Origin of the sequence: Chroococcidiopsis sp. CCNUC1 (assembly GCF_023546805.1) — a bacterium.
GTDB lineage: Bacteria > Cyanobacteriota > Cyanobacteriia > Cyanobacteriales > Chroococcidiopsidaceae > Chroococcidiopsis > Chroococcidiopsis thermalis.
On record NZ_CP097480.1, the window covers coordinates 5,233,846 to 5,260,575 of the forward strand.

The window sequence follows — 26,730 nt, forward strand, 5'->3', positions numbered from 1 at the left end:
TCAATTCCTAGTAATTTTGTAGCCTACTCCAGGCATGATAAGTGTATTGTCAGTACACAGTTCAACCTTTTCAGAAGGTGTAGACAAATCTTGTTTTCTCTCCAGCATCTCAGTTATAAGTTCTCTAGCTTTGGCTACTGCAACCTGCCAATTTAAACGCTCTTGGTATTCTGAGCGTGTAGCTTTTGCTAGCCGAATATACAGATCGAAATTGCGAAAAGTCTCTTCAATGTATGTAGCATATGTAGAAGCGGGCGTGCTTGCTGGAAAAGATACACCATTTTTTCCGTTTTTAATAATGGTGGGAATACCACCCACGGAACTCGTAACGCAAGGAATACCAAATGAACAAGCTTCACATAGAACGCAACCGTAAGCCTCTGCACGCGCTGGATGAACCAAAAAGTGAGATTGTTCGAGTAGATGCTGCAACTTTGTACTGCCTTCACTGGTAAACTTATCTACCCGTCCGTGAATGCGAACTTTATGACTGATTGCTGGATCGACTGCGAAGTCTGAACCGATAATATCCAACGTCGTAGGAATGCCCCTCTGATTGAGAATACGACAAATCTCAATAGCTGTATCACCACCTTTGCGTTCCCACTCAATACCAATAAATAGTAAGCGGCACAAATCGCGCGATCTGCCAGTGATATAACGCTCAGTATCTTCTGAACTCACTACAAAATCATGGTTCGCACCAAACGGTACTACTGCGACTTTGGCAGATGGAATACCGTAAGTTGAAGTCGCAGTTTTATAAGAACATTCAGAGGAGAATATATTTAAGTCTGCACGATTCATCGCCTTACGTTCGTGCTTATGAGCCCACTCAACGCTGAGGGGATGAAGATTTGAGTATACTTTGTAAGCGTCTTGTATGTCAGCAAAGTTAGCATCTCGCCAATAGACAAGTGGAATACTAGGCGGAAAGTAAGCCATCACAGTAGAATCTTGAGCGAGCAAAACATCTATTTTTCGATCGGCAACTAGCTGCTCTGCCTGCCGCGCCATTTGCTCTAGAATCACAGGATGGTATTTACCATAGACATGTGGGCTAAACACTTTTAACCGATTAAGTACTTTAATACCTGTGTTCACAGACTTAGCTATTAAGTTCTGTTGAACTGGACCAATATATTCAACTCGATCTCCTTGAGCTTCAAATTCTTTAAGAACATGCCATATAATCCCAGAAAATGCTCGGCGGCGAATCTCTGGATCTGCTAAATTCCATCGAGAAACAAATCCAATTCTCATTATTAACCTACTACAATCATTTTAGTTGCTTGTGAATCAAACGAGTTTTCAGTTAAAGGTTAAAAAATTGCGATCGCCAATCAGGATAGATTTATCTATACTATGCTTGATATACATATATACGCTCGAAAAATTTTATTTTTAAAGTTTAGGGAAACGTTACGCTTATGATAGCTGTTAAGCTCAGACTTTGTTGATATGGAAAAGTTCTGATATTTTATGAAGGATAAGCAACGCTATGAATAGATGGCGGTTCTATTTGAATTACAAACATCTAATTGAAAGATTTAATAGTTGATATTGGGTAAGTACGCTGGCAATATATTATTCACTTTGCAATTGGTTGAGAAGCCTATAAAACTATCTATAAGTAATAGAACTTATCTTATTCTTGAAGTTCTACAAAAAACTTACCATGTTCTCCACATACTAATTCTTCCACGGTAGAATTACTCTCAATAATTTGTTGTCGATCGCCTGAGTTACTCATAGGAAACAGAAATAATTTATGTTTTCCCATATACCATAACCGTCGATTACAATAGGGACAGTAAATAGGTGGAATGTTTCGATCTTGTTCACAGTGCTTTTCAAGCATAAAAGAGTATAGTTGAATAAGGATATGTGTTGATGACAAGGAGTACTTTACTTTGAAGGAAAATACTCGTTGTCATCCTTGTCTTTTGCGATCGGTTATTATATTTCAACATTTATCACCTTTAACTCAAATGAAATTACTATGCGTACACGAGATAGTAATTTCATTTACACTAGAAATATAAGTTGAATAACTATAGCAGTTCTAAATGATTTATAAAGTATGCTTCTAGCCTGCGGCAGGCTGGAAGCCTGCTCCACGTTCATGAATCAAATAGGATTGCCACAGTAAATATATTGTTAAATTCACGGCTTGTTTAAAAGTAATATAGGTTAATAAAATATTGGATTTATTTTGTTTGAGTTTAAATTTAAAGAGCTAATTAAAAAAACATTTTAAACGATAAAAGCAAAACCTATTTTTTCAAACTAAATATGCAGTAGCTCATAGAAATAGCTACTACCTAACATTTTAGACCAAGTGGTTCAATTCAATATCAGGCTAATTGTTTAACATCCGAAGCTCTGAAGGAACGCGCTCGGCGATCGCATACCAAACAGAAAGAATTTGAGCGTCAGTCAGACGCTCTATATGATTAATAAAAATCTGACAAAGCACGTCAGTATTATTATTAGCTAATAATGAGATTGTAGAGAAGTTAGCATTAGCTACGGTGTAACTCAAATGATTTTCATTCGAGTTTTGAAACAGCGATTGACCATACATGATTGGTTCTGAGGTATGGCTTTCAGACTGTAGTTCTTGCTCATCTATTAGTAAATTAGATGTAGGTACGATAGAAACAGAAGTAGGTTGCTGTGAAAAACTTACTGCTGAAGACCGATCTTTTTCTAAAGTTTTAGCTTCAATGTCAATTGTAGTTGATTCGGGTTCAGGTTGGATTACTTTTTTATATTTTTGAGTAATTACCTTAGCTTTAGAGTAAGTTATTGTCTCTCCTGAACTAGCGCGACGGAGAGCCTCTTGACGAGCTACTTCAGGCGTAGAAGGAGCAGCCAGAAGATAGAGGGCAGAATTAGCAATATTTAAATGGGTAAAATTTACACATTTAAACTGTTCGCTGACTTGGATGAATTTGGTTGAAGCAGAGACACTCCAATCAAATTCAGCTTTTAGCCACTTTCGGAAACGTCCATGTTCTAGCTGTTGCTTAACTGCTCTCAACTTTTGTCCGATATGAATAATATCTTGAGAGGTACGACGCATTAAACTTTTGATCTCAGTGGTATTTTGCTGAATAGCGGCTCGCGTTTCACTGTCTAGTTCAGCATAGTTAAAAGTAACTATCTCAGTAGTAGATGATAGTTCTTGCAATTCAGAAGATAGCTGAGTTGAAGCCATAGTATTCTCCTTCTCTCAGAATTAAAAAATGCCAGAGCTATTGATGTTGCATTGAAGTATGGATTTTATTTAAGGAACAGCTCTTCATATAAACAAACTACTAATTTTAAATATGCGGAGTCTATTAACTACTGTCCAGTGGGGAAAGTTCAGGTATCTTATAGTAGTCGGATAATAGTATTATCAAGTGAATAGTAAGTTCATAGAATAAAAACTATTTATTACATTGTTGTTGTTGCGATCGCTAAATTACTAATATTGGCTCAAATAGAGAACTGCGGTTTTTGTTCAAGTACGTATCTTTTTTGTGAGGGAGCGCGAAGGTACATAAACAATTAAAAAAGAATATTGGGATTTGCAAGGAGGTGCGATTACTATGGAATCTAGAATTCAATAATTCTGAAGTAGAAAACTAGTTATACTTAAACTTCTCAGTTCATAGTGAATGCTCTCTCTAAAGTTATAGATAATTGTTCTTTCTGCTACAGGCAATAAAATTTTATAAACTCTGGAACCGTTCCTGAACTTTCCTGTATCGACAACCTTTATAGAGAGGGAAATAATAGAATGTGTTTACTCAAACAGCACTCTTTATTTTTTTGCCAATGAAGAAGGCAAACATAGCGAATGCTTTATGTTATTCATGATGCTCGGCAAATTCAAATAAATTGCGCACCCGTAAAAGATTTACGAATTATTGTAAAATTTTGAATTCAATCGGATTTGCGATAGTAATGAAGTCAGTGCATCTAGCTCATGGAACCTAGAAGGCTAGCGTCATAAAAAATGTTATTAATTAAGTTTTTCAAACTCAATTTTCACCATACTCTGTTGAATTCATCCAAAACAACTTACTTACTGGTTTAGCTCCAACTAATTGTTCTGACAATTTGAACAAATAGTATTGATTTAACAAAATCTATTATTTTTAGCTGTGATATGCAAGCTCGCCTAATTGCTTTTTACCTTCCTCAGTATCACCCTATCCCAGAAAATGATGAATGGTGGGGTAAGGGATTTACTGAGTGGACTAACGTCACTAAAGCTAAACCTTTATTCTCAGAGCATTATCAGCCTCATTTGCCTGCCGATTTGGGCTTTTATGATTTGCGTCTATCTGAGACTCGTCAGGCTCAAGCAGACTTAGCTAAAGAATATGGAATTTATGGCTTTTGTTATTATCACTACTGGTTCAATGGCAAGCGTTTATTAGAACGCCCTTTCAATGATGTTCTAAATTCTGGAAAACCAGATTTTCCTTTTTGCCTTTGTTGGGCGAACGAAAATTGGACGAGAAGATGGGATGGTAAAGAGCAGAATTTGCTATTCAAGCAAGTTTACAGCGAGGAAGACGATAGGCTACACATGCAGTGGCTTGCTAAGGCATTCTCAGATCGTCGATATATCAAAGTTGATGGTAAGCCTTTATTTTTAGTGTATCGAGCTACGAAACTACCAAATCCGAAGCAAACCGTAAAAGTTTGGCGTGAGGAGGCAAAAAGACTTGGTGTCGGAGAAATTTTCCTCTGTAGAGTCGAAAGTTTTGCTAGCGAACAAGAAGATCCAGGATTGATTGGCTTTGATGCATCTGTGGAGTTTCAACCAGACTGGACTCAACTAGGTTTACCTCTGCAAAAAGGTAGGTTTTGGCATCTAGCTAGAAAGTTAGGACTAGCCCATCAAGCTTATGGAACTCACAACATATATGATTACCCTACTGTTGTTAAACATATGCTTGCGAAGCCAAATCCAAGCTATCAGCGATTTTCCTGCGTTACACCATCATGGGACAATACTGCACGCCGTCAAGCTGGTGCAATAATTTTTCAAAATTCTACACCTCAAGTTTACGAGTCTTGGTTAAGAACGATTGTTGACAAAACTTTAGTCAATAACTACTCTACCGAGAAAATTGTTTTTATCAATGCTTGGAATGAGTGGGCTGAGGGTAATCATCTTGAACCTTGTCAGAAATGGGGACATGCTTATTTAGAAGCTACTCGAATGGCACTGAGAGATAGGAAAACTGACTTTACAACCTCCTTATTAAGAGAAACATGCCTAAAGTAAGCGTTATTATTCCAAATTATAATCATGCTCAGTTTCTCGAACAACGCATCCAAAGTGTCTTAGATCAAACTTATCAAGATTTTGAAATTATTTATTTAGATGATGCTTCTACAGATAATAGTAATGAGGTATTTGCAAAATTTGCTAACAACTCTAGGATTCGAGCAATTTACAATCAAACGAATAGTGGCTCTCCATTTAAACAATGGAATAAAGGAATTCGTTTAGCACAGGGAGAGTATATTTGGATTGCCGAGTCAGACGACTACGCAGATCGACGACTGCTTGCAGAGCTGGTTGACAAGCTAGATAATAATCCTACAGTTGGGTTAGCCTATTGCTTGTCATGGTTTATTGATGAGCGCGATCGCTCTATATTTAATAGTAAGGATTTACTCTATTTCCCCGACAAGGAACGATGGGAGAAAGATTTTGTAAATAATGGAATAGATGAATGTAGTAAATACCTAATTTTTGAAAACATAATTCATAACGCTAGTGCAGTTTTGATCAGGCGTAGTATATACGAAAAAGTAGGATATGCAGACGAATCTTTGCGGCTCTGTGGAGATTGGTTGCTGTGGGTAAAAATGCTTCTAGTTTCTGATATCGCTTTCATAGCAGAAACGCTTAACTATTACCGCGCCCATTCAGAAACAGTAAGATATGAAGCTAGTAGAAATGGGGTCTTTGCAGAGGAAAGCTATCAGATTGTACGTTATATTTTAGCTAATATAGACTGCCCGAAAGAGGTTGTCGAGCAAGTCTGCGAAACGAGAATTCATCGATGGTTGAAAATCATGTTTTCCAAGAATGAGAAAACATCTTGGGAACGCCAATACAAGATCTATAAAGTTGCTAGCACGGTAGACTCAAAGCTTAATTTTAGGCTTACTAAAAAAATTATTAAAAAGCTTTTAGTAAACGTTTAGTCTTGAAGCATTCAGTATAGTTCTTGCTTTTTCCCGCTTGTAGCCTAAACCTTTTATCCTAACGTCAGTTTGTTAGTACTGAATGAAAGAAGAATAACTTACCGACCTAAAAAAAGAAAGGATAATCTTTATGAAACTTGCAAGCTCAATCCGGTATGGTGGTCAATTAGTGGCAGCAGAAGAATGTAGTTATGATGATTTTTTATTATTAGGTCTTCATTGCCCAGAATGTCAGGAACCTGTTATCCTCCGAAATACTTATCAACGACAACTCCAGAATGGAAAAATCGTTAACATAAGTGCTGCATTTGTTCATAGAAAAGCGATCGATCCAGCCACAGCTCAATTATGCCATTTGCGCGTCAGTCGTTACGATAAAACAGAGATCGAGCATCGTGCTTCGATCGCCAGGGGTCAACGAGAAAAGCTCTTAAATATGTGGTTTTGGGAGGTCTTTGGTGCTTATAGTCCTTCGTTTAATATGTATAAAAATCTTTTACAAAAAGAGGGTTTTCCCAAACATTGGTCGCCAAGGCTAAAACTCTTTAAGCGATACGTTAAGGAAAATAAACAACAGATTCTCAAAACTGCTAAACTGCTTGTGGAGAGATCTCCAAGCGTTCTTGACAGAGCCACTTTACTAAATCCTTCTCCTGATGCAAAAGAGCAAAAAAATCATTTTTTAAAAGTTGCTAGGCGTGTTAGTAAACTTAATATCGAACTACACTTAGCTATTTGTTCAGAAGTTTTAGATTTTTTATCACAACCTCGCTCTAACGACCTACTCCTCAAGGTTGCAATGTTGTGCGTATTAGCAACGCACGCGAGTGAAGATAGCACCTCGCTAGCAATAGAAGAAGTACTACCGATATCATGGTTTGTATCATGGTTAGTTTTCACCCCGTGGGCAGATGAATTTGCTAAATTATCTGAAAAATCTCGTCCAGAAGAACATACTACACAACAGCTCAAACAGGCAGAAAAGGCTCTGAGGCGTATGGTTAGACAGTGCAGAGCTAGAAAACAACCTTATGATGAGGCTCAGCTCAGGAAGCAGTTACTTTCTACTGCTTCAGTTGCTAGAAATTAACTCGACTAACGTAATAACTTACAGATTTAGATTAAAGATATAAAAGGTACTGAGGATGCAAAAACAAAAGCGCGCGTTAATTACTGGCATCACAGGACAAGATGGCTCTTACCTCAGTGAGTTTTTGCTAGAGCAGGGCTATGAAGTGCATGGTATTATTCGTAGAACCTCTACATTTAATACTGACCGAATCGATCACATCTACGAAGATCCGCACCAGAAGGGAGCGCAGTTATTTTTGCACTATGGAGACTTAACTGATGGCACTACATTACGTCGCATTTTAGAAGAAGTTCAACCAATAGAAATTTATAATTTAGGCTCTCAATCCCACGTGCGGGTGAGTTTTGACTCGCCAGAATATACTGTAGATTCGGTGGGAATGGGAACGCTACGCTTGTTGGAAGCGATTCGCGACTACCAGCATAGAACTGGAATTCAGGTACGGTTCTACCAGGCAGGATCTTCAGAAATGTTTGGTTTTGTGCAGGAAGTACCGCAAAAGGAAACCACACCATTTTATCCACGTAGCCCCTATGCCTGTGCTAAAGTTTACGCCCACTGGCAAACAATCAACTATCGCGAATCATATGGGCTATTTGCTTGTAACGGCATATTGTTTAACCACGAAAGCCCGCGACGAGGAGAAACTTTCGTCACTCGCAAGATTACACGCGCGATCGCTCGGATTGTCGCTGGTAAGCAAAAAGTTCTCTACTTGGGCAATCTAGATGCTAAAAGAGATTGGGGCTATGCCAAGGATTACGTCAGAGCCATGTGGATGATGTTACAGCATCCACATGCAGATGATTACGTCATTGCAACCGGTGAAACCCACTCGGTGAAGGAGTTCCTCGATCTCGCTTTTAGTTATGTCAATCTGGATTGGCAGCGTTATGTGGAATTTGACGATCGCTACCTCAGACCAGCGGAAGTAGACTTGTTGATCGGAGATGCTACCAAGGCGCAACAAAATCTGGGCTGGAAACCTTTAGTAACGTTTGAGCAACTAGTAGCCTTAATGGTAGAAGCCGACTTGAGAGCTATAGGTCAAACTTCACCTAACTGTAGTGGTACGTATGCGATCGAGGATATTGCCACGATTCGGCATGAAATGATTTCTTCCCATAACTAAAGTAGTCAGAAAATGACCTGTCGAAGTCATTATTTTTTTTATCTAATTGAGGTTGTTATCAACCAATGGTTACTCAATCGAGATCGGTTTTAGTAACAGGCGCTGCCGGCTTCATTGGTCGATACGTCTCCCGTTACTTTTTAAGGCAAGGTTGGACTGTTATCGGTATCGATACTTCTTCTGTTAAACATGCTTCCCTACTCAACTTATCAGCCTATTACCAAATTCATCTGCCAGATATGGCATTAGGCGATTTGTTACAAAAACACTCGCCTCAAGTTTGCATTCATTGTGCTGGTAGCGCCTCCGTTAATTTATCTGTTACAGATCCAGCTAAAGACTTCTACGCTAATACAGGAGTGACATTTGAGCTACTTAATACTTTGCGTCTTAATGCTCCAGATTGTCGGTTTATCTTTTTATCGAGTGCAGCAGTTTATGGAAATCCGCAGTCACTACCTGTGAGTGAATCTCATTCTCCTCTGCCAGTTTCACCATATGGATTTCATAAATGGCAGTGCGAACAATTGTGTTTAGAGTTTACCAATGTTTATGGTTTACCAACTGCTAGCGCTAGAATTTTTTCAGCTTACGGTCCTGGTTTACGACGACAGGTAGTCTGGGATATTTTTCAAAAAATCATTACGCAAAGATCGCCAACATTACAAGGAACGGGTCGAGAAAGCCGTGATTTTATTCATGCTATTGATATCGCTGCGGCTTTATTTGTTATTGCCACTACTGGCTCTATGCAGGGTGAAGTTTATAATATTGGTAGCGGTCGTGAGGTGACTATTGCAGAGTTAGTAAGTCTAGTTCTAGATACACTGTGCTACGACTGTAATCCGGAGTTTGACGGAGTTGTACCCACAGGTGTACCGCTTTATTGGAAAGCAGATACAACAAAATTAAGTACTTTAGGATTCGATCCAACTGTGAGTTTGGAACAGGGCATTAGCTCTTTTGCAAGCTGGTGTCGTGCGGAGTTAGTAGGGGTATGACTTATATGTATACTATGATGCATAATAAGTGGCATAAAAAATTAATCTATCTATAGTAGTTCTAAATGATTTGTAAAGTAGGCTTCTAGCCTGCGGCAGGCTAGAAGCCTGCTCCACGTTCATGAATCAAATAGGATTGCTATAGAAGATATATGTCTCTAACCCGAGGCGGACATAAATATATTATTTGTTTGAGATAACAAAACAATTAGATAGATTGATGTACAAATCAATTAATACTAACGATGAAGTTTCGAGGCTCGACCTGCTAATACACTAATCCAGTCAAGCTCGATTAACAATACATTTATTTTTACAAATTAACTTTTTTATTTTGCTATTGTTTGCTATTATTTAAAGTAAGTTAAAAAGGATAGTAACATTCAGGTAAGTCATAGTTGTTTGAGTCATGCATATCTGACTAGCTGACTTCTGTTGCAGTATGAGGTTTTCAAGAAAATATTCCGAATACATTTTAGCTACCTTAGATAAGATAAGTTAGTCTTTAACAGAAATAATGAAGTTGCCCGATCGCGATTTTTATTATTTTTAGCTTCCGAAATACGCTATTGCGATCGCCAATTCTTGCAACTATCATTTTAATGTCAGCAAACCAATCTTATCGGCGCAGTGAGACAAAATCTTCTTTTTCGCACTGCTTTCAACTTAACGATAATTCGTTCTCTCTGCACCTCACTCCAACCACGTACTTGAAAGCATCTGTTAAAACATTTAACACTGAAGGAATTAGTGATGGCTGATACTAGTCTAGATAACGAGCGACTGTCCGTAGAGCATAGAGTAGAGAATAGAGCCAATGCAACCGATCTTCGGCAACTATTTACAGTTTTACTGCGTCGCCGCCTTTTGATCTTAAGTCTTTTCTGCATTCCTCTGTCCGCCTCAAGCTTTCTGGCACTGATGGCAAAGCCGACATATCAGAGTTCTATGCAGTTGCTAGTCAGCTCTAATCTTTACCAGGGACAAAACAGTAATGCACAAGGAGGAGTAGAGGAGAGTGATTTTACTGACTCAAATCTTAAAGTTGACTACACGGCGCAACTTAGCGTGATGACAAGTCCAAAGCTCGTAGAGAGGGCTGTGGAACTACTTCGTCCTGAGTACCCTAATATTACAGTAGAAGAGATCAACGGCAAACCAGCGAAAGTTAAACAATCACCGCTAAAAGTAACTCAAGTAGAAAGCGGAACAAAAACTTTGCAAACACTCAGTCAAGTTTTTGAAGTAACTTTTGTAGCAGGAGACCCTATTAAGAGTCAAAAAGTTCTTCAAGCACTACAAAATGTCTATCAAATTTATAATTTAGAACAGCAAAAATTACGCCTAACCAATGGACTTGCTTTTGTTAACGAGCAATTGCCCAAAATCCGAAAAGATGTGTCACAGGCTGAGGCGAACCTAGAAAATTTTCGCAAGCAAAATAAACTACTCGACCCAGAAGTACAGGCAAAAAATTTGTTGGATGCACTGGCGGCTGTCGAGAGCGAGCGACGAACAATTCGCGCCCAGTTTCAGGATCAACAAGCTCGCTACAATAAGCTACAGCAGCAAATAAGTCGATCGCCACAACAAGCACTCATTGCCTCTCGTCTCAGCCAATCTCCTCGTTATCAGTCATTACTGGATGAAATTCAAGCACTAGATGTCACTTTAGAAAAGCTGCGGGTGCAATACAGAGACGATTACCCCAAAGTTCAAGATTTACTCAAGCAGCGTCAAAACCTAATTGGTCTATTACGTACGGAAGCAGGGCGCTCTGCGGATCGATTACCTGCCCAACTAAGTACCACAGAAAAATCTCTGCCCAAACAACTACAGCTTGGCGATTCTGACCGGAAGCTAGTTGATGCCTTGGTTGATGCACAGGTAGTTTGGTTTGGTTTGAGTGCCCGCGACCAAAGCCTTGCTAAATCGGAACAGCAACTGCGCTCTACTCTGCTTAAATACCCACAACTATTAGCAGAGTACAACCGTCTCATGCCAGAAATTGCGATCAATCGAAAAACCCTGGAGCAACTTCTCCAGACGCAACAAAATTTGGGGATTAAAATTGCGCAGGGCGGATTTAACTGGCAAATCATCCGAGATCCCGAACCTGGCGTATACATGGGAACTGGCAGAATAATGCTTTTGGTATCAGGGGCAGTATTTGGTTTAGTTTTGGGTATTGGAGCTGCCTTTCTTCTTGAAGCACTCGATGATACAATTCACTCTTGCGACGAACTACAGAAACTGAGTTCCCTACCTGTATTAGGTATTACACCAAAATTACCAAACTTTGAGCTTAAGAAGCCGTCGATCGCTCTACCTTTCTTCAAACAGCAAAGTTTAACCTCTCAACGAATACAAGCATTAAACTGGTTTCCTTTCCGCGAGTCGATGGATCTGATATATCAAAACATTCAAATCTTAGGTTCGCCCCTATCCTTCAAGTCTTTGCTACTCACTTCAGCACTGACTGGTGAGGGTAAGTCAACACTGGCTGCGGGTATGGCACTGAGTGTAGCCCGTTTACAACGGCGAGTTCTCCTAATTGATGCGGATCTACGACGCTCCAATATTCACAAACTACTGAATCTATCTAACGATCGAGGGTTATCTACACTATTGACTGAAGAAGCAGATGTACGGGAGCGGGATTGCATTCAATCTGTGCAACCTTCACTGGATGTTTTGACGGCAGGACCAACACCAACAGATATAGTTAAGCTATTAAGCTCTCAACGCATGAAGCATCTAATCGAGTCTTTTGAACAATCTTACGATTTGGTACTCGTAGATGCTCCTCCTATATTGGGATTGGCGGATGCCAGCATTGTTGCATCACTCTGTAGTGGTACTGTGGTAGTCGAACGCCTCAATCGCGTGACTCGATTTGACCTCAATCAATCTTTAGAAGCCTTAAGTAAGCTGAACGTTATTGGAGCCATAATTAATGAGTCTAAGGAGTGTAACAGTAGGTACACTGTATATGACGGGACTTCCCAGGACAATCTAGAGCGGGGTTTTACAACTAACCCTAATTTAGCAGGTAGAGGAATTTTCTAGAATTCAGTCGTGAGACAGTAAGAACACACAGGCTGCTAGATTCTCAGATGACTTGGGAGAATACATCGTATTCCAAGAGATTTTCCAACTTAGGTTCCATCTAGTTTCACCTATAGACAGATGAGATTGTTTAAACCTTCTACCAAAAGATCCGTCCTTTTCCATGTTGTCCTGGCGATCGCATGTACAGCAACAGTGGTTCTTTCTACTTTCAATGATGCTGTTAGTACGTCTGATGCTTTTCAAGTTAGGGTGAGTTCAAAACAACCTGGTAACTTATTTATTGAGTCTCAGCCAGTTGACTTAATGATTCAAGTTTCAGGAAATAAGCCTGACGTTGTAGAGTATAAGATCCGGGAGCATAATGGTTCTTGGACTAGCAATGCTAAGATTCCATTACGATCTCAGGTCGATCCACTTAAAGGGATTCCGTTGCATCTTCAACTACCTAGTCGTGGATTGTATTACTTGACAGTTTCAGCCCGCGCAGGGCAGTCAAAAGTTGAGGCTAAAACCAGAGTTGGGGTGGTGTTCGATCCTAGTCCAGTTAACCCTGACTCTCGCTGGGGTTTGTTTACAATTCCTTATGATGGAGAAAACGATCCTGCTAAAGCAGCCGCTTTAGCTCGCAGCCACCGACTACTGGGTGCTGCTTGGAGTCGCCTCAACTTTTGGCATTGGTCTTATGAAAATCTACAAGTTAAGCCGACCTCAGCTCAAGCGCGGGATTTAAAAATCTCTGCCTCTTCAAATCAACTTCAGCCAACAGATAAAACAGAGTCTGACAACTTTTTTCAAAAAATCGTTGCAAAAGCTGATTTTCTGAAACTGCATACTTTGTGTCCCTTGCTTAGTGCCAACAAAAATGATTCGCAGGTTTCAGTTAGTTTTAGCAAGTGGAAAGGAATAGCTCAGGCTCTGCATCGGGAAGGGATTAGCGTTATGGGCGAGTTTGCAGAAATGCCTCGCGAATTGTCTTCTCGTCCACAGGAAACCCAAGAAACAGGCGAAGGTGCAGCAGTATGGGCGCGTGTAAAGCCGAGAGACTATCAGTTATGGAATCAACTTGTGGAGAAAACTGCGCGGGAGTTTAAGCAAGAAATTCAATTTTGGGAAATCTGGAACGAACCAGATGCTAATAACTTTTGGTTAGGAACACCAGAGGAATTTGCCGAACTGATCCGGCAAACTGCCAGAGCAGTGAAATCTGCTAACCCGAAAGCTCAAATTGTTGCATCTGGTTTTACTAGTCATGGCGTGTCCTTTCTAGATCGAGTGCTAAAGCAAGGCGTAGCTCCTCTCATCGATGTCTTTTCTTTTCACACTAATGACTTAGCCCCTTATAAAGCCTTACTCTCAAAACACGGCGTGCCAGCGGAACGTCCCATCTGGGGAACGGAAGATCCAACTTTAGTTAGTCTTAGAGGGATGAAGGAAGGATATGCACGGCAATTTCATTTCTTCCACAAACGATTTGGCACGAATTACGATAGCTTTGCTGCACTTGTAGATCGCGACTTAACGCCGCTCCCAGATGGAATTACTTACTCAGTAGCGGCGCATATTATCGGTAATGCGCAGGTAGTGGAAAGCATAGATCGCCCATCCGCGCAAATTTACGTCTTTCAAAAAGGCAACGAGGCGATCGCAACATGGAAAGTCTTACAAGCTGGTTTGAGTGGTGGAAGTGTCACATATGCAGTAACACCTTTACCAGATAAAACTCCTCAGCTTATTGATGCCATGGGTCGCAGCAAACCCCTAAAGCTTAAGAATGGTGAGGTCACTCTACCAATCGACCAAACGACTTTCATCCGAGATGCAAGTAAAATTAAAATAGCCAAGTACAGCCTACCGCGAGAGAAATCCGATCCTTTACAGTACGTATTTTTAGCCAAAACAGGTAAATGGACAAAGGAATGGATGTTGGCTCAACCTGGAAAGCACAATCCTCCACCTGCGAGTGACTTCTGGCAACCTTTTCTGCAAATATTTGCAAGCAGCGAACCCAGTCCAGAAGGATACTCAGTCGAGATCCCGATTAACGTGCCTAAGCCTGGACGTTACCAATTACTGTTTACGGGCATAACCACAAACTCCCTACTTGAGAAGTATCGTTGGACATCACCGTTTGCATGGAGTATTGATGGAGGTCAGAAGACACAAGTTACAGCTCCACTTAAAAGCTATTGGCGTGTCAATCGGCAGACACAAACTAAGAATGAATTGGTCAAACCAGAGGAGATGGCAGCTACGGGTGGTCCAGAACTTTATCAAGAACTTGGTGTTGTAGAGTTATCTCAAGGTCAGCATACTTTTCGCCTTGAGTTGACCGCAGGACGGACGACTCCAGATAAACTCTATACCACTTTTTTTGAAGGTATTGTTCTCAGACCTATTCAAGAAAACTAAGTTTGAGAATGAACCATTAACGAGCGATCGCCCCGCTGAAAGCTTGCACGAATCATTTAGCGATCGCCAATAGACCAATATTATCAGTCCCGATTAGCATCAAGCTGTGGATCAAATTTTTCACGACTGACGATCTTCAATACCTAATTACTAGCTACTAAACTATTCAAACCTTAGTCAAAAGATAACTAGACATGTTATTTACAAGCCCAGAATTTGCTATTTTCTTTTTAATTACTTCTATAATTTATTACTTGCCGTTTTTTCAAAAACAGCAACCCATAATCATCATTGCTGGAAGTTTCATTTTCTACGGATGGAACTCCTCATGGCTTACTGGATTGCTAGCGCTATCAATTAGCATTAACGCGATTGCTAGTTTTCAAATAATCAACTTATTGAACAAACGTAAAAAACGCCTTTGGATGACTTTAGGCATAGTAGGAAACTTGCTTATTTTAGGTTTTTTTAAATACGGCATACTTATAACTAATTTTATTACTACTACTTTTCATATATCAAATGTTTTGACCGATAGCATTATCACCTTGCTATCCGATCTACCAGTACCTATTGGTTTATCTTTTTACACATTTTTATCTATTGGTTTACTAGTCGATCTTACTAGAGAACAAAGTTTCGTTTTAAGAGGAAGTTATAGCAAAAAAATCAGTTTCAGGCATCATCTTCTTAGCACGTCATTGTTTATTACTTTCTTTCCCAGCTTAATTTCAGGACCTATTTCAAGAGCAAGTGACTTTTATGCTCAAATTCAACCAAAATTTTTGAAGAATATACCTTGGTACGATGTTTTGCGATCGCTGATAATTGGCTATTATTTAAAAATGGTAATAGCTGACAATTTAAAGGATTACACGTACTGGATTAGCTTTCCTTACTATCAAAGCTTAGGAACTATGACAAATATAGTTCTATTAGTTGGCTACTCAATACAGATATTTGCAGATTTCGCTGGTTACTCATTAATAGCCATAGGTCTAGCTGCGGCTCTAGGTTATAGACTACCACAAAACTTTAATTTTCCTTATGTATCTCTCTCGCTGTCAGAATTTTGGAGACGCTGGCACATTTCATTATCAACATGGCTAAGAGACTATTTATACTTTCCTTTGGGAGGGAATAGAAAAGGTAAAATTAGAACCTATATCAACTTGATAGTCGTTATGACACTAGGCGGACTGTGGCATGGAGCAACATGGAACTATGCAGTATGGGGTATTTTCCACGGTTGCGGATTAGCTGTAGAAAGATTACTAGGTGTCAATCAAACATCAAAAGAAATACAAGCTCGGTCAAATTCTTTTTGGCAGCAATTCTTATTAGATTTAATTCGTTGGTTTCTGATCTTTAGCTTTGTTTCAATAGGTTGGATATTCTTCAAATTAGTTAATTTTGATGCTGCAATAGATTTTTTCATTACTTTAACTAGAAATATTCATCAAAAATTGTCTCTCGACCTCATCGTCCCTACTACTTTATTTGCTTTACCAGTTATTATCTCGCACTCATTTTATTTCTTAACTTATAAATATTTTTCTAATCATAAACTACTAAAAAATATTTCATTAAAAAGTGGTATGGATTTAGTTTTAGGAATACTACTAGCACTGACTCTTCTCGATGCTGGCAGCACTGATACATTTATATACTTTCAGTTTTAGGAGCGATCGCATGTTTTTTATTTCTAACTTAAGTTTAGTAATTCGTCCGTTATTAGTTTGTATAGCTTGCCTTATTTTATATCAAAGTTCTATATTCTATGGTTTTTTACCTTCTAGTGAAGGAATCAATCAATGGCAAGCTAATATTATTAAAGCAGAAAAATATATTTACGATCGAAGCTCAACACCTATTGTTTTAGTAGGAAGTTCATTAGCAAATAATCTTCCTATTAAATATTTCAGCAATCGAGCAACTAATTTAGGTATGTCTGGAGGTTCTACCCAAACTGGCTTAGAGATTGTTAGAAGAAAAGACATAAAACCGCGTTTGTTATTAGTTGAATTAAATGATACTATCGGGCGAAAATTAGATACTAAGTTAGTCAATCCTTTATTTCATCCTTTAACATCATTTATAAAAATTCATTTTCCGATGTTTAGGCAAGAATATCGTCCTACTAGCGTTTTAATGCAGTATTTAGAAAATGAGTATAAACAAAGAAATGCAAAAGACGTTGAACGCCAAGATGAAAAACAAGTTATTAATTCAGATTTTCGTAAAAAAATGATAGAACAGTTGGTTGAGGATCGTAATATTGAACTAGATACTCAACAAAAACAGTTGATAGTAAAAGAAGCTGAGTTTATCAAAAATCAAATTGCAGATATTCAAAAAGAAGCTGTTCGAGTTATTTTATTTGATATACCTGGCGAACCAGTTGTTGATAATACTACAAAACAAAGGCAAATTAGAGAATTACTAAAATCGCTTTTTCCGAAAAACTCTTTTGAGTGGTTACCAGAATTACCCGCTGGTAAATGGATAACGAGTGATGGAATTCATTTAGTCCAGTCAAATGCTAAAGAGTATGTTTCTCAACTCGATCGAGTAATTAATAAATTACTGAATCAAAGTCACAACTAACTGATTTTTTCTGATTTTTTCTCCATTGAAACTTAGGTTTTGAAAATTTAGAATAAGGGAGTTAAAACTATTTCTGGAGATGCGATCGTGCGAGCCTTAAATGTTGCTAAAAGTGCAGTAAAAAATTTTGCTTTTCACAAGTTGGGGAGATGTAATGTATGTGGAAAAATATCGTTATTCGTCTGCTTAGATGTGGATATGGCACGCAATAATATGTACTGCATGTTTTGTCGTAGCTCGTCTAGAAAAAGACACGTTGCCAAAATCATTCTTAGTGAAGTTATTCAAAATACCCCTTCTATTTCTTGTATTCCAAAAAAACAAAGCTTAAAAATTTATAGTACTGACACGAACGATGCTTTTTATAAAGTATTAAGTAATTATGACTCATACACATCCTCAATTTTCTCACCTAATATCAAAACAGGAACGGAAATTCATGAAAGAGTATTCTGTCAAAATTTAGAAAAATTAACTTTTGATAATGAAACTTTCGATCTTGTCATCACAGAAGATGTATTTGAACATGTAAGAGATTATCAAAGAGGATTTTCTGAAGTCAATCGAGTTTTGAAAACAGGAGGTTATCATATTTTTACTGTTCCTTGTTATTTTGATAGACCGACTCTTGTTCGCGTTGACACTTCTACGGATGAGGACGTATATCTTTTGCCTCCCGAATATCATGGAGATAAAATTCGCGGCAAGATTTTAGCCTATAGAACTTTTGGAATCGATCTTTTTCATTTCTTACACTCGCTCGGATTTGAGACAAGAGTGGATTTTTCTAATTACTCCGACCAAAAACTAGGAATTTTTAACAGCTATGTTTTTATTACTAGAAAGGTTTTTCATCATGAAAGTCTCTCTGTCGCTACGGTAGATCCTAGTTATTATCAACTTCATTCCAGCGGAAATTAACGTAAAACTAGTCGTTTTACATCATCAACTGAGGTATATCAAATGAAAGGCATTATTTTAGCTGGTGGCTCTGGAACTCGACTTTATCCTTTAACTCGTGTTGTTAGTAAGCAGTTAATGTCTGTTTACGACAAACCAATGATTTACTATCCCTTATCCATACTAATGCTAGCGGGGATTAGAGAAATATTGATTATTTCTACACCTAACGATCTACCGCTGTTTCAAGAGTTATTGAAAGATGGTAGTCAGTGGGGATTGAAGTTTAGTTATATCGAACAGCCTAAACCTGAAGGGTTAGCGCAAGCTTTTATCTTAGGTCAAGATTTTATTCAAAACGAACCAGTTTGTCTGATTCTAGGTGATAACATTTTTCACGGACATGGGTTAAGTGAAATATTAGCTCGTGCTTCCATGCTTCGCAAAGGAGGATTAATATTTGGTTATCCAGTTAAAGACCCGCGACAATACGGTGTAGTTGAGTTCGATCCTCGCGGACGTGCTGTCAGTATTGAAGAAAAACCTCTCATTCCTAAGTCCAAGTATGCAGTACCTGGAATATACTTTTATGACTCTCAGGTAGTGAAAATCGCTACGAGCCTTAAGCCTTCTGCTCGTAATGAATTAGAAATTACAGATGTGAATTCAGTTTACCTCAACCGAGGTCAGCTAAGAGTAGAGGTTTTGGGTCGAGGATATGCTTGGTTGGATACAGGTACACACGAATCGTTGCATCAGGCAGCTAACTTTATTCAAACCTTAGAAGAACGGCAAGGACTCAAAATTGCTTGCATTGAAGAAATTGCCTATCGACAAGGATATATTGACTCAGTTCAGTTGCGCTACCTTGCTAAACCTATGCTCAAAAGTAGTTATGGAAGATATTTGATGGAGCTTCTAGACGATGAATCTCATGTGATGACGACACTCAGCGAGCTAGAGCAGGCATTTTATGCGCTTAAAGGATAGAACCATGAGAGTTATAGAAACTGCCATTCCTGACGTTCTCATAATTGAGCCGCACGTGTTCGGAGATAACCGAGGCTTCTTTTACGAAAGCTATAACGAAAAGGCTTTTTGGGAAAAAATCGGCATTTCAGCTCGTTTTGTCCAAGACAATCATTCTCGCTCTACCAAGAATGTATTGCGTGGTCTGCACTATCAAATTCAGCAACCTCAAGGCAAGCTTGTAAGAGTTGTACAAGGAGCCGTATTTGATGTTGCGGTAGATTTAAGAAAGCAATCGAAGACTTTCGGTCAATGGGTAGGAGCCTTTTTAAGTGCAGAAAATAACCAGCAGCTTTGGGTTCCTAAAGGCTTTGCTCACGGGTTTATGGTACTCACTGAATACGTAGAGTTTTTATATAAAACCACAGATTATTATGCTCCACAGCACGAACGCTGTGTTTTGTGGAACGATCCCGATCTGGCGATCGCTTGGCCTCTTGAAAATGAGCCAGTTCTATCTGCCAAAGATCGAGCTGGGAAATTGCTACGAGAAGCAGAGGTATTTGCATGAAAATTCTATTGACAGGTCTAACTGGGCAAGTAGGTTGGGAACTACAGCAGACCTTAATGCCTTTGGGTAAAGTCATCTCTACAGGACGCAGCACCAGTCAAAGAGCGCTGCAAATGGATTTGGCTCAACCAGACACTATTCGTCGGACGCTGCGCGAAGTTAAACCCACCTTAATTGTTAACGCTGCTGCGTATACATCTGTGGACAAAGCTGAATTAGATTCGGATACAGCAATGGCAGTGAATGGAATTGCCCCTGGCATCATTGCAGAAGAAGCAAAATTACTAGGTGCAGCAGTCATTCACTATTCAACAGACTACGTGTTTGATGGTAAAAAAAGTACAGCATACACCGAGCTGGATTTACCCAACCCTCAAAATGTTTATGGTAAAACCAAACTCATAGGCGAGCAGGCTATTGAGGCAGTGGGTGGCTCGTATTCTATCCTTCGCACTAGTTGGGTATATAGCCGACATCGGAACAATTTTCTGCTGACAATCCTGCGGCTAGCTCAGGAACGAGAGGAATTGCGAGTCGTTAACGACCAAGTTGGATCTCCCACCTGGAGTCGCTTAATTGCTGAAGCTACAGCACAAATTTTATTTCAAGCCACAAAACACAATCTATATGATTTCTTAGCTCATAAAAGTGGGATATATCACTTGAGTGCTACGGGACAAGTTAGTTGGTATGGTTTTGCTAAAGCGATTCTCGAACAAGAGCGAAAGTTTAACACGTTCAAGTTACAGAGGTTAGTCGCGATCGCCTCAGAGCAGTATTCTACACCAGCAAAGCGACCGGCTTATTCTGTATTAAACAATCAAAAGTTATCTGATACATTCGGGATCGTATTACCAAACTGGCAAAGAACCCTACAGTTGTTACTAACTCCAGAAGCGATCGCGAGTTAACTGCTACAGCCCTTTCTGGTTGAGAACTATTGAAAACTATCAGGGTGTTTTAGCATCGCGCTTCAGCTCTTAAAATGCTGACTGAATGCTAGTTTGAGATTTCACTTTTCGATCTACAGAATACCTCAAACTGAGCGATCGTCACGATACTTCACCTTAAGAACTACTCTTCCAATGCTGTCAATTGTAATCCCACTTTTCAACGAAGAAGAGAATATTCCGAAGCTCTACGAGCGTATCGTTGGTGCTTCCCCTACTTGGAATTCTGCGTTTGAAGCCATCCTCGTAGATGATGGAAGTACCGATCGAACTCTTTCTCTTTTACGCAAACTCTATCAAAAAGATTCGCGTTTTAAGTATATTAGTTTTTCTCGTAACTTTGGTCATCAAACAGCTGTCAGTGCAGGTCTTCGTTATACAACTGGCGATGTGATAGCTGTCATGGATGCTGACTTGCAAGATCCTCCTGAAGAACTTTACCGCTTTTTAGATAAGTGGCGACAAGGATATCAAGTAGTTTACGGAGTTAGAACTAAAAGAAAAGAAAATATCTTCAAACGCTCTGCTTACTACATTTTTTACCGCATACTAGCGTGGTGTTCGTCTATTAAGATCCCCTTAGATTCAGGAGATTTTTGCATTATGGATAGAACCATCGTGGATTGGTTGAATGTCATGCCCGAACGCAATCGTTTTGTCCGAGGACTGCGCTCTTGGATAGGTTATCGGCAAATTGGTATTCCCTACGAACGACATAAGCGTTTTGCTGGAGAGGTAAAATATACGTTTCAGAAACTTTTGCGTCTTGCCCTGGATGGCATGATCGACTTCTCCTATCGACCTTTACAAGTTAGTGGCATTTTCGGTCTATTCATTTGTTTCTTTTCCTTAGTAAGTATTGTATTCTTTTTCCTGCATCGGATTTTAGGATTTAGGGTTTTCGGCTATTCTCCTCAAGATGTACCAGGCTTTACATCTTTGATTTTAGCAACTTTATTTCTTGGAGGCGCTCAACTAACAACGTTGGGACTTTTTGGTGAGTATCTAGGGCGAATTTTTGATGAGGTGAAGCAACGTCCACTCTATATTGTCAAAGAACAGGATGGTTTTGAAACTAAAAAAGAGGCTTACAATACTGCGACACTTCTCCCAGGAGATATTAGAATTTGAAACGCAATTCACTAGTTTGGTTAGGGTGGTTAATTAGTTTTATTTTTCTCTACTTTGTTTTCCGTAGATTGGATTGGGTATCAGTAATAGAGGCTTTTAATAAAGTTTCTTTATCCACTCTCATAACGATGGTAGGAGTATATTGTTTAGGATTCATCATCAGAGCGTGGCGCTGGAAATTTTTACTTCCTCATAGAGTTTCTATGGGTGATTCTTTGGGAGCAGTAGTTTTAGGATATGGAGCCAATAATATCTTACCAGCTCGTTTAGGTGAAATTGTTAGGGCGCAGGCGATCGGTAAAAGTTGTCAAATTAGTCGCTCTTTTGCTCTAGCCAGTATCCTAGTCGAACGTATTTTTGATGGTTTAGTGCTAGTAGGATTGTTATATTTGGGAACGAGAAACAGTAGCACTCCTACATGGGTTTCGTCAGTAGGAGTTTTAGGACTCGCTATCTTTGGAGGAGCGTTAACAATAGTCATGCTGTTAACTTTGACTCGTTCTCTATGGGATACAAAAACTAATAGTTTACCTTCGACAAAGTTACAAAATTTTCTCCAGCAGTTTGCCAAAGGATTAACATTAGTGTGGCGAACTCCATTCCTTCCTTTAACTATATTAGGATTGAGCCTTACTATTTGGTTAGTGGAGGGAATCGTTTTCCATATTGCTATTCAAGCTTTTGAACTGGAAGTGCCGCTAACAGCTCCCTTATTTGTAATGGGGTTAGTCAATTTAGGCATCCTAGCTCCAACTGCTCCAGGATATTTAGGAGCTTTTCAATATTTCGGAACGCTAGCTCTAAATGTTTGGCAAGTGCCATCAGAAACGGCTTTAGCTTGTATTGTAGTCATTCATGCCTGTCAGTATTTACCTATAACAATCTGGGGATTGAGCTACATTCCTTACTTTGGCTTTACGTCATTAACAAAGCTGAAAAGTGAAATTGAGTAAACCTAGCTTTTACACAGAGCAATTTTTAGACTGCAATTACAAAGTCCGAATAATTCAATCTATATCTAAATCACAAAAAGAGATTTGAACAAAGCAATGAATCTATTAATTATCGGAGGTGGTGCAACTGGCTTAGCATCTGCCTACATCGCAGCTAAACGTGGTGAAAAAGTAACTTTATTAGAGGCTTCTAGTAAGCTAGGAGGACTATTATCAACTTTTGACATTGGAGGAACAAAGCTCGAATGCTTTTATCATCACTTTTTTACTCACGACGCAGAGATTAACTGGCTACTAAAAGAACTAAATCTTTCTCAAGATGTACGATTTGTTGAAACAAAAATGGGCATGTATCGTTATGGAAATATTCATCCTTTCACAACCACAAAAGATTTATTACAATTTCCAAAATTAAGCTTATTAGATAAAATCCGCTTTGGGCTAACTAGTTTATTTCTATCTAAACAAAGAAAGTGGCAAAAATATGAAAATATTTCTGCTTTAGAGTGGTTTTATAAGTGGGCAGGGAGACGGGTTACCAATACTATTTGGTATCCAATGCTTGAAATTAAATTTGGTGAATACGCCGCTAAGATTCCACTTGCTTGGATGATTGGACGAATGACACAGAGGTTGAAATCTCGCTCCAAAGGAAAAGAAAAACTAGGATATTTAAAGGGAAGTCTACAAAGATTAGTTGATGCGCTTGAGGTTAAACTTAGAGAAAAGAAAGTAATTATTTTCAAAAATACTCCAGTCACAGAGCTACTCTTCGAGAACGATCGCGTTATAGGTGTAAAAACTCCTCAAGGAGAGTTTAGAGCTGATAAAATATTAGTCACTATTCCCACCATTTATTTAGCTAAGCTCATTCCAAGCAAATTTTCTAACTATCGCAAACAGCTAGAAAAAATTGAATATTTTGGGGCTATCTGCGTCGTTGTTGTTACAGAAAAACCTTTAAGTAACATCTATTGGTTAAATGTCGGAGATCCTGGTTTTGATTTTGGAGGCGTAATCGAGCAAACGAACTTTTTATCTCCAAAGGAATATCAAGGGTTACACGTCACGTATTTATCTAGATATGCTACTTGGAGGGAACCAATATTATCTAAAAGCGATCCAGAAATTATTAGTCTTTTTAAGAAACAGCTACAGTCAATTTATCCCGATCTAGAAACTAAAGGAATTAAAGATATCCAAGTCTTTCGCACAAAAACAGCTGCTACGGTTTGCGATAAAAATTTTTCTGACAAGATTCCAGCTTACAAAACTCCAATTCCCAATCTTTATATAGCTAGCATGGCACACGTATATCCAGATGAAAGGAGCGTGAATAATAGTATAAAAGTAGCACTCAATGCAGATGCTGTATTGCAAATTTCTTAAAACTAATTCAATATCGAGTTAGTTGAACTTAAAAACTTCTAATAAAAAATAATTTTCGATTCAATAGCAAAGGATGAAATGAATACTCTACTTAGTTTTAAGCATCATAAAAAGAGTTTTGCTCTCATCATTTTATTAGTTGTCGCATTTTTCTCTTCTTTTCCTTGGTCATTTTATGGTATGAATTGGAGAGATTCAGCTTTATACTTTCATCTTGGCAATAGATTACTTCATAATGACTTTCCTTACAGAGACTATGTATTCCAAGTTGGTTTTATACCCATTATCTTTGACGCTTTCTTCCAAAATATTTTAGGTCAAAGTTACTATGCTAGCTTGTTCGCCGCTTTTATAGTTAAGACGACTAATTTGCTAGTTTATTATTTCATATTTCGTCAATTCTCATCTCAGGTTATATCAGTAGCCCTTTGTAGTGGATTTGCTTTGATGAACTCTTCACTAGTTCACTGGAGTACTTCTTACGTATACTTATTTTTGTCGATTTCCGCTCTTTTCATTATTCTTGGGTTAAACAAGCTAGAAAAAGGAAGTTCTACTTTATCATTTCTATATATTGCTATTTCTGGATTCTCTCTTGCTCTCGTTATAGCAGCGCGTCAGAGCAATGGAACCCTTTGCATATTAGTAACATTAGGAGTTATCTTAATTTATTCCTTACGGAACCCAAAAAAATATTTACGTACTCTAACTACTCCTTTTATTACAGGTCTTCTATTAGGTTTAGGAGCATTAGTTTTATTCTTAGTTCTGAATCAAGCTCTTATCCCAGCCTTTCAACAGCTTTTTTTAGATGCATCTGAGAAAAAGAAAGTTGGTGGTTTTGCTGCATTAATAGATGTTTTCTTAGGTGGTATTAAATTTGATTCTTCTATTAAAGAAGTTGTCAAAGTTGTTATTATTCCTATATTATTATCTGCAATAGTCTTTAGATTAATTCAGTATCCGACCAAAGCAAACTCTAAATATAATGTAAACTTAATTGGGATATTGCTACTTCCTTCACTATTACTGATTGGAATTAGTATTTCACTGATAGGACATTTAATAAATACTCATAATTTACCAACTATAATTGCTAGTACAGCTCTTTTATTCACCTACGATTTACCAAGTACATTCTTTAGCTTCGCTCTTTTAGGAAGTTGTATTTTTCCTAAGTTCAGTCAGAAACTTTTAGGAGTACCAGAGCCAATTTTTCCCTTACTAATAGCTCTCACCCTCGGCTCGACCTGGGCTATGCAGATGTCGTGGCCTGGCAGAGCATATTTAGACTCTGTAATGTTGATGCCACTAACTATTATAACTATATTAATGCCATCTAAGGTTCCTACTTACTGGAAAAAAAGCTTTTGTTTACTATTTCTTGGAATTACAGTTATTATATTTACCGTGTCTCAAATAGGAGGATTTAGTAACAAGGGTTTATATGGGGATGTTCGCTATTCTCTAGATTCACCAATGACAAAATTTATTCAAGTTCCAAAAGATAAAGCTGTTGCTTTCTCAATGCTACGTCAAAATATTAAACCAGGTGAATCTTGTTTTATCTATGGTTCAGCACCTGTTCTTTATACCTTATTACAGTGTAAAAATCCAACATTAGTCGATACTACATATAGTGATTTTTATACTTTAAACGATATTAAAAAAGCCATTGCTTCACTTAGAGAAAATCCTCCAGAATGGATTATTAGTACAGTCGGCGCTCGTCCAATTGATGATACTTTTGACGGCTCGCCAGATTTCTATGGCGTATTTAACCAAGCGGCTCCAAAGGAATTACATGGATTCATCAAAGAATTCATTAAAGACTACCAACTAGTAAGTACAGTAAGAGATTTATTTCCCAATGGTAAAGATCTGAAAAGCAAAGATCTTGATGATATCCTCGATCTACGTTTATACAGATATACAAAATAAAATTATTTTTTTTTAAAATTACGTGCTAACTCGAAGTTTTTCCTACTATTAAGTAGATTTTTTATAGTAAAGTTTAAATTTACTAAATAGCTCGGCGCTTTTATCCTTGCAATCTCGTTACCAAGATAAAAATATGGCAATAACAGTCGTATTTTTAGATAACTCTTATTTGCGATCGCCATCATTATTCAAAATTAATACTTATAATTTCCGATGCTTATTGAATTTATCGTATTGACAATATATATAAACTAGAATTAAACTAATTTATAGCAAGCTTTAAATATAAGCTTCTATCTTCACTTTAGATATTATTAAGCGCATTTCAGTTGCATAAAAGGTTATTCTGAAGCACGGAATCGATATTTGTGAAGTATGCTTTCGATA

Annotated in this window: 20 protein-coding genes; 17 read left to right on the forward strand and 3 right to left on the reverse strand. The window is 38.3% G+C overall.

The annotated features are described in order from the left end of the window. The 3 genes from M5J74_RS24220 to M5J74_RS24225 all read right to left on the reverse strand — a co-directional run bounded on the left by M5J74_RS24220 (position 1) and on the right by M5J74_RS24225 (position 3,223). Complete coding sequence (locus tag M5J74_RS24220) at positions 1–1,263, reverse strand: glycosyltransferase family 4 protein (RefSeq protein WP_250013639.1); 1,263 nt, start codon at positions 1,261–1,263, stop codon at positions 1–3. Between the two features lie 385 nt (positions 1,264–1,648). After that, positions 1,649–1,783: a hypothetical protein gene (locus tag M5J74_RS32920; protein WP_256498615.1), complete on the reverse strand. Its 135-nt coding sequence runs from the start codon at positions 1,781–1,783 to the stop codon at positions 1,649–1,651. Positions 1,784–2,362: 579 nt separating this feature from the next. Then, positions 2,363–3,223: a DUF3102 domain-containing protein gene (locus M5J74_RS24225; RefSeq protein WP_106166928.1), complete on the reverse strand. Its 861-nt coding sequence runs from the start codon at positions 3,221–3,223 to the stop codon at positions 2,363–2,365. Positions 3,224–4,162: 939 nt separating this feature from the next. Here M5J74_RS24225 and M5J74_RS24230 point away from each other — a divergent pair. The 17 genes from M5J74_RS24230 (at position 4,163) to M5J74_RS24310 (ending at position 26,343) form a co-directional block, all read left to right on the forward strand. After that, complete coding sequence (locus M5J74_RS24230) at positions 4,163–5,293, forward strand: glycoside hydrolase family 99-like domain-containing protein (RefSeq protein WP_250013640.1); 1,131 nt, start codon at positions 4,163–4,165, stop codon at positions 5,291–5,293. Continuing rightward, positions 5,281–6,225, forward strand: a complete 945-nt coding sequence (locus tag M5J74_RS24235; protein ID WP_106166930.1) for a glycosyltransferase — start codon at positions 5,281–5,283, stop codon at positions 6,223–6,225. The genes M5J74_RS24230 and M5J74_RS24235 overlap by 13 nt, the downstream gene beginning before the upstream one ends. Positions 6,226–6,355: 130 nt before the next feature. After that, on the forward strand, positions 6,356–7,315 hold the full coding sequence (locus tag M5J74_RS24240; RefSeq protein ID WP_106166931.1) for a hypothetical protein: 960 nt from the start codon (positions 6,356–6,358) through the stop codon (positions 7,313–7,315). Positions 7,316–7,370: 55 nt separating this feature from the next. Beyond that, a complete protein-coding gene (gene gmd / locus M5J74_RS24245) occupies positions 7,371–8,450 on the forward strand; it encodes a GDP-mannose 4,6-dehydratase (RefSeq protein WP_106166932.1) in 1,080 nt (359 codons plus the stop codon). 65 nt (positions 8,451–8,515) lie between these two features. Further along, positions 8,516–9,451 (forward strand): NAD(P)-dependent oxidoreductase, encoded by a 936-nt coding sequence (locus tag M5J74_RS24250; protein WP_015156562.1) that lies wholly within the window; start codon positions 8,516–8,518, stop codon positions 9,449–9,451. Between the two features lie 753 nt (positions 9,452–10,204). Next, entirely contained in the window at positions 10,205–12,520 is a 2,316-nt protein-coding gene (locus tag M5J74_RS24255) for a polysaccharide biosynthesis tyrosine autokinase (RefSeq protein WP_106166933.1), read from the forward strand. Between the two features lie 120 nt (positions 12,521–12,640). Then, a complete protein-coding gene (locus M5J74_RS24260; RefSeq protein ID WP_250013643.1) occupies positions 12,641–14,932 on the forward strand; it encodes a hypothetical protein in 2,292 nt (763 codons plus the stop codon). A 194-nt stretch (positions 14,933–15,126) separates the two neighbouring features. After that, positions 15,127–16,614 carry an MBOAT family protein gene (locus tag M5J74_RS24265; RefSeq protein ID WP_250013645.1) on the forward strand — a complete coding sequence of 496 codons (1,488 nt, stop codon included), beginning with the start codon at positions 15,127–15,129 and terminating at the stop codon, positions 16,612–16,614. Between the two features lie 10 nt (positions 16,615–16,624). Beyond that, a complete protein-coding gene (locus M5J74_RS24270; RefSeq protein WP_181245328.1) occupies positions 16,625–17,539 on the forward strand; it encodes a hypothetical protein in 915 nt (304 codons plus the stop codon). Between the two features lie 87 nt (positions 17,540–17,626). After that, positions 17,627–18,460, forward strand: a complete 834-nt coding sequence (locus tag M5J74_RS24275) for a class I SAM-dependent methyltransferase (RefSeq protein WP_106216712.1) — start codon at positions 17,627–17,629, stop codon at positions 18,458–18,460. A 42-nt stretch (positions 18,461–18,502) separates the two neighbouring features. Continuing rightward, positions 18,503–19,429 carry a glucose-1-phosphate thymidylyltransferase RfbA gene (gene rfbA, locus M5J74_RS24280; protein ID WP_015156568.1) on the forward strand — a complete coding sequence of 309 codons (927 nt, stop codon included), beginning with the start codon at positions 18,503–18,505 and terminating at the stop codon, positions 19,427–19,429. A gap of 4 nt (positions 19,430–19,433) precedes the next feature. Then, positions 19,434–19,979, forward strand: a complete 546-nt coding sequence (rfbC, locus tag M5J74_RS24285) for a dTDP-4-dehydrorhamnose 3,5-epimerase (protein ID WP_015156569.1) — start codon at positions 19,434–19,436, stop codon at positions 19,977–19,979. Beyond that, entirely contained in the window at positions 19,976–20,890 is a 915-nt protein-coding gene (rfbD, locus tag M5J74_RS24290; protein ID WP_015156570.1) for a dTDP-4-dehydrorhamnose reductase, read from the forward strand. Before rfbC ends, rfbD begins: the two co-directional genes overlap by 4 nt. Before the next feature lie 174 nt (positions 20,891–21,064). Beyond that, positions 21,065–22,060, forward strand: coding sequence for a glycosyltransferase family 2 protein (locus tag M5J74_RS24295; protein ID WP_106168758.1), 996 nt, complete (start codon positions 21,065–21,067; stop codon positions 22,058–22,060). Positions 22,061–22,128: 68 nt separating this feature from the next. Next, positions 22,129–23,013, forward strand: a complete 885-nt coding sequence (locus tag M5J74_RS24300) for a lysylphosphatidylglycerol synthase transmembrane domain-containing protein (protein ID WP_250017171.1) — start codon at positions 22,129–22,131, stop codon at positions 23,011–23,013. Between the two features lie 96 nt (positions 23,014–23,109). Then, positions 23,110–24,402 (forward strand): NAD(P)/FAD-dependent oxidoreductase, encoded by a 1,293-nt coding sequence (locus M5J74_RS24305; RefSeq protein WP_015156573.1) that lies wholly within the window; start codon positions 23,110–23,112, stop codon positions 24,400–24,402. 78 nt (positions 24,403–24,480) lie between these two features. Beyond that, positions 24,481–26,343, forward strand: a complete 1,863-nt coding sequence (locus M5J74_RS24310; RefSeq protein WP_250013648.1) for a hypothetical protein — start codon at positions 24,481–24,483, stop codon at positions 26,341–26,343. Positions 26,344–26,730: the final 387 nt, after the last annotated feature.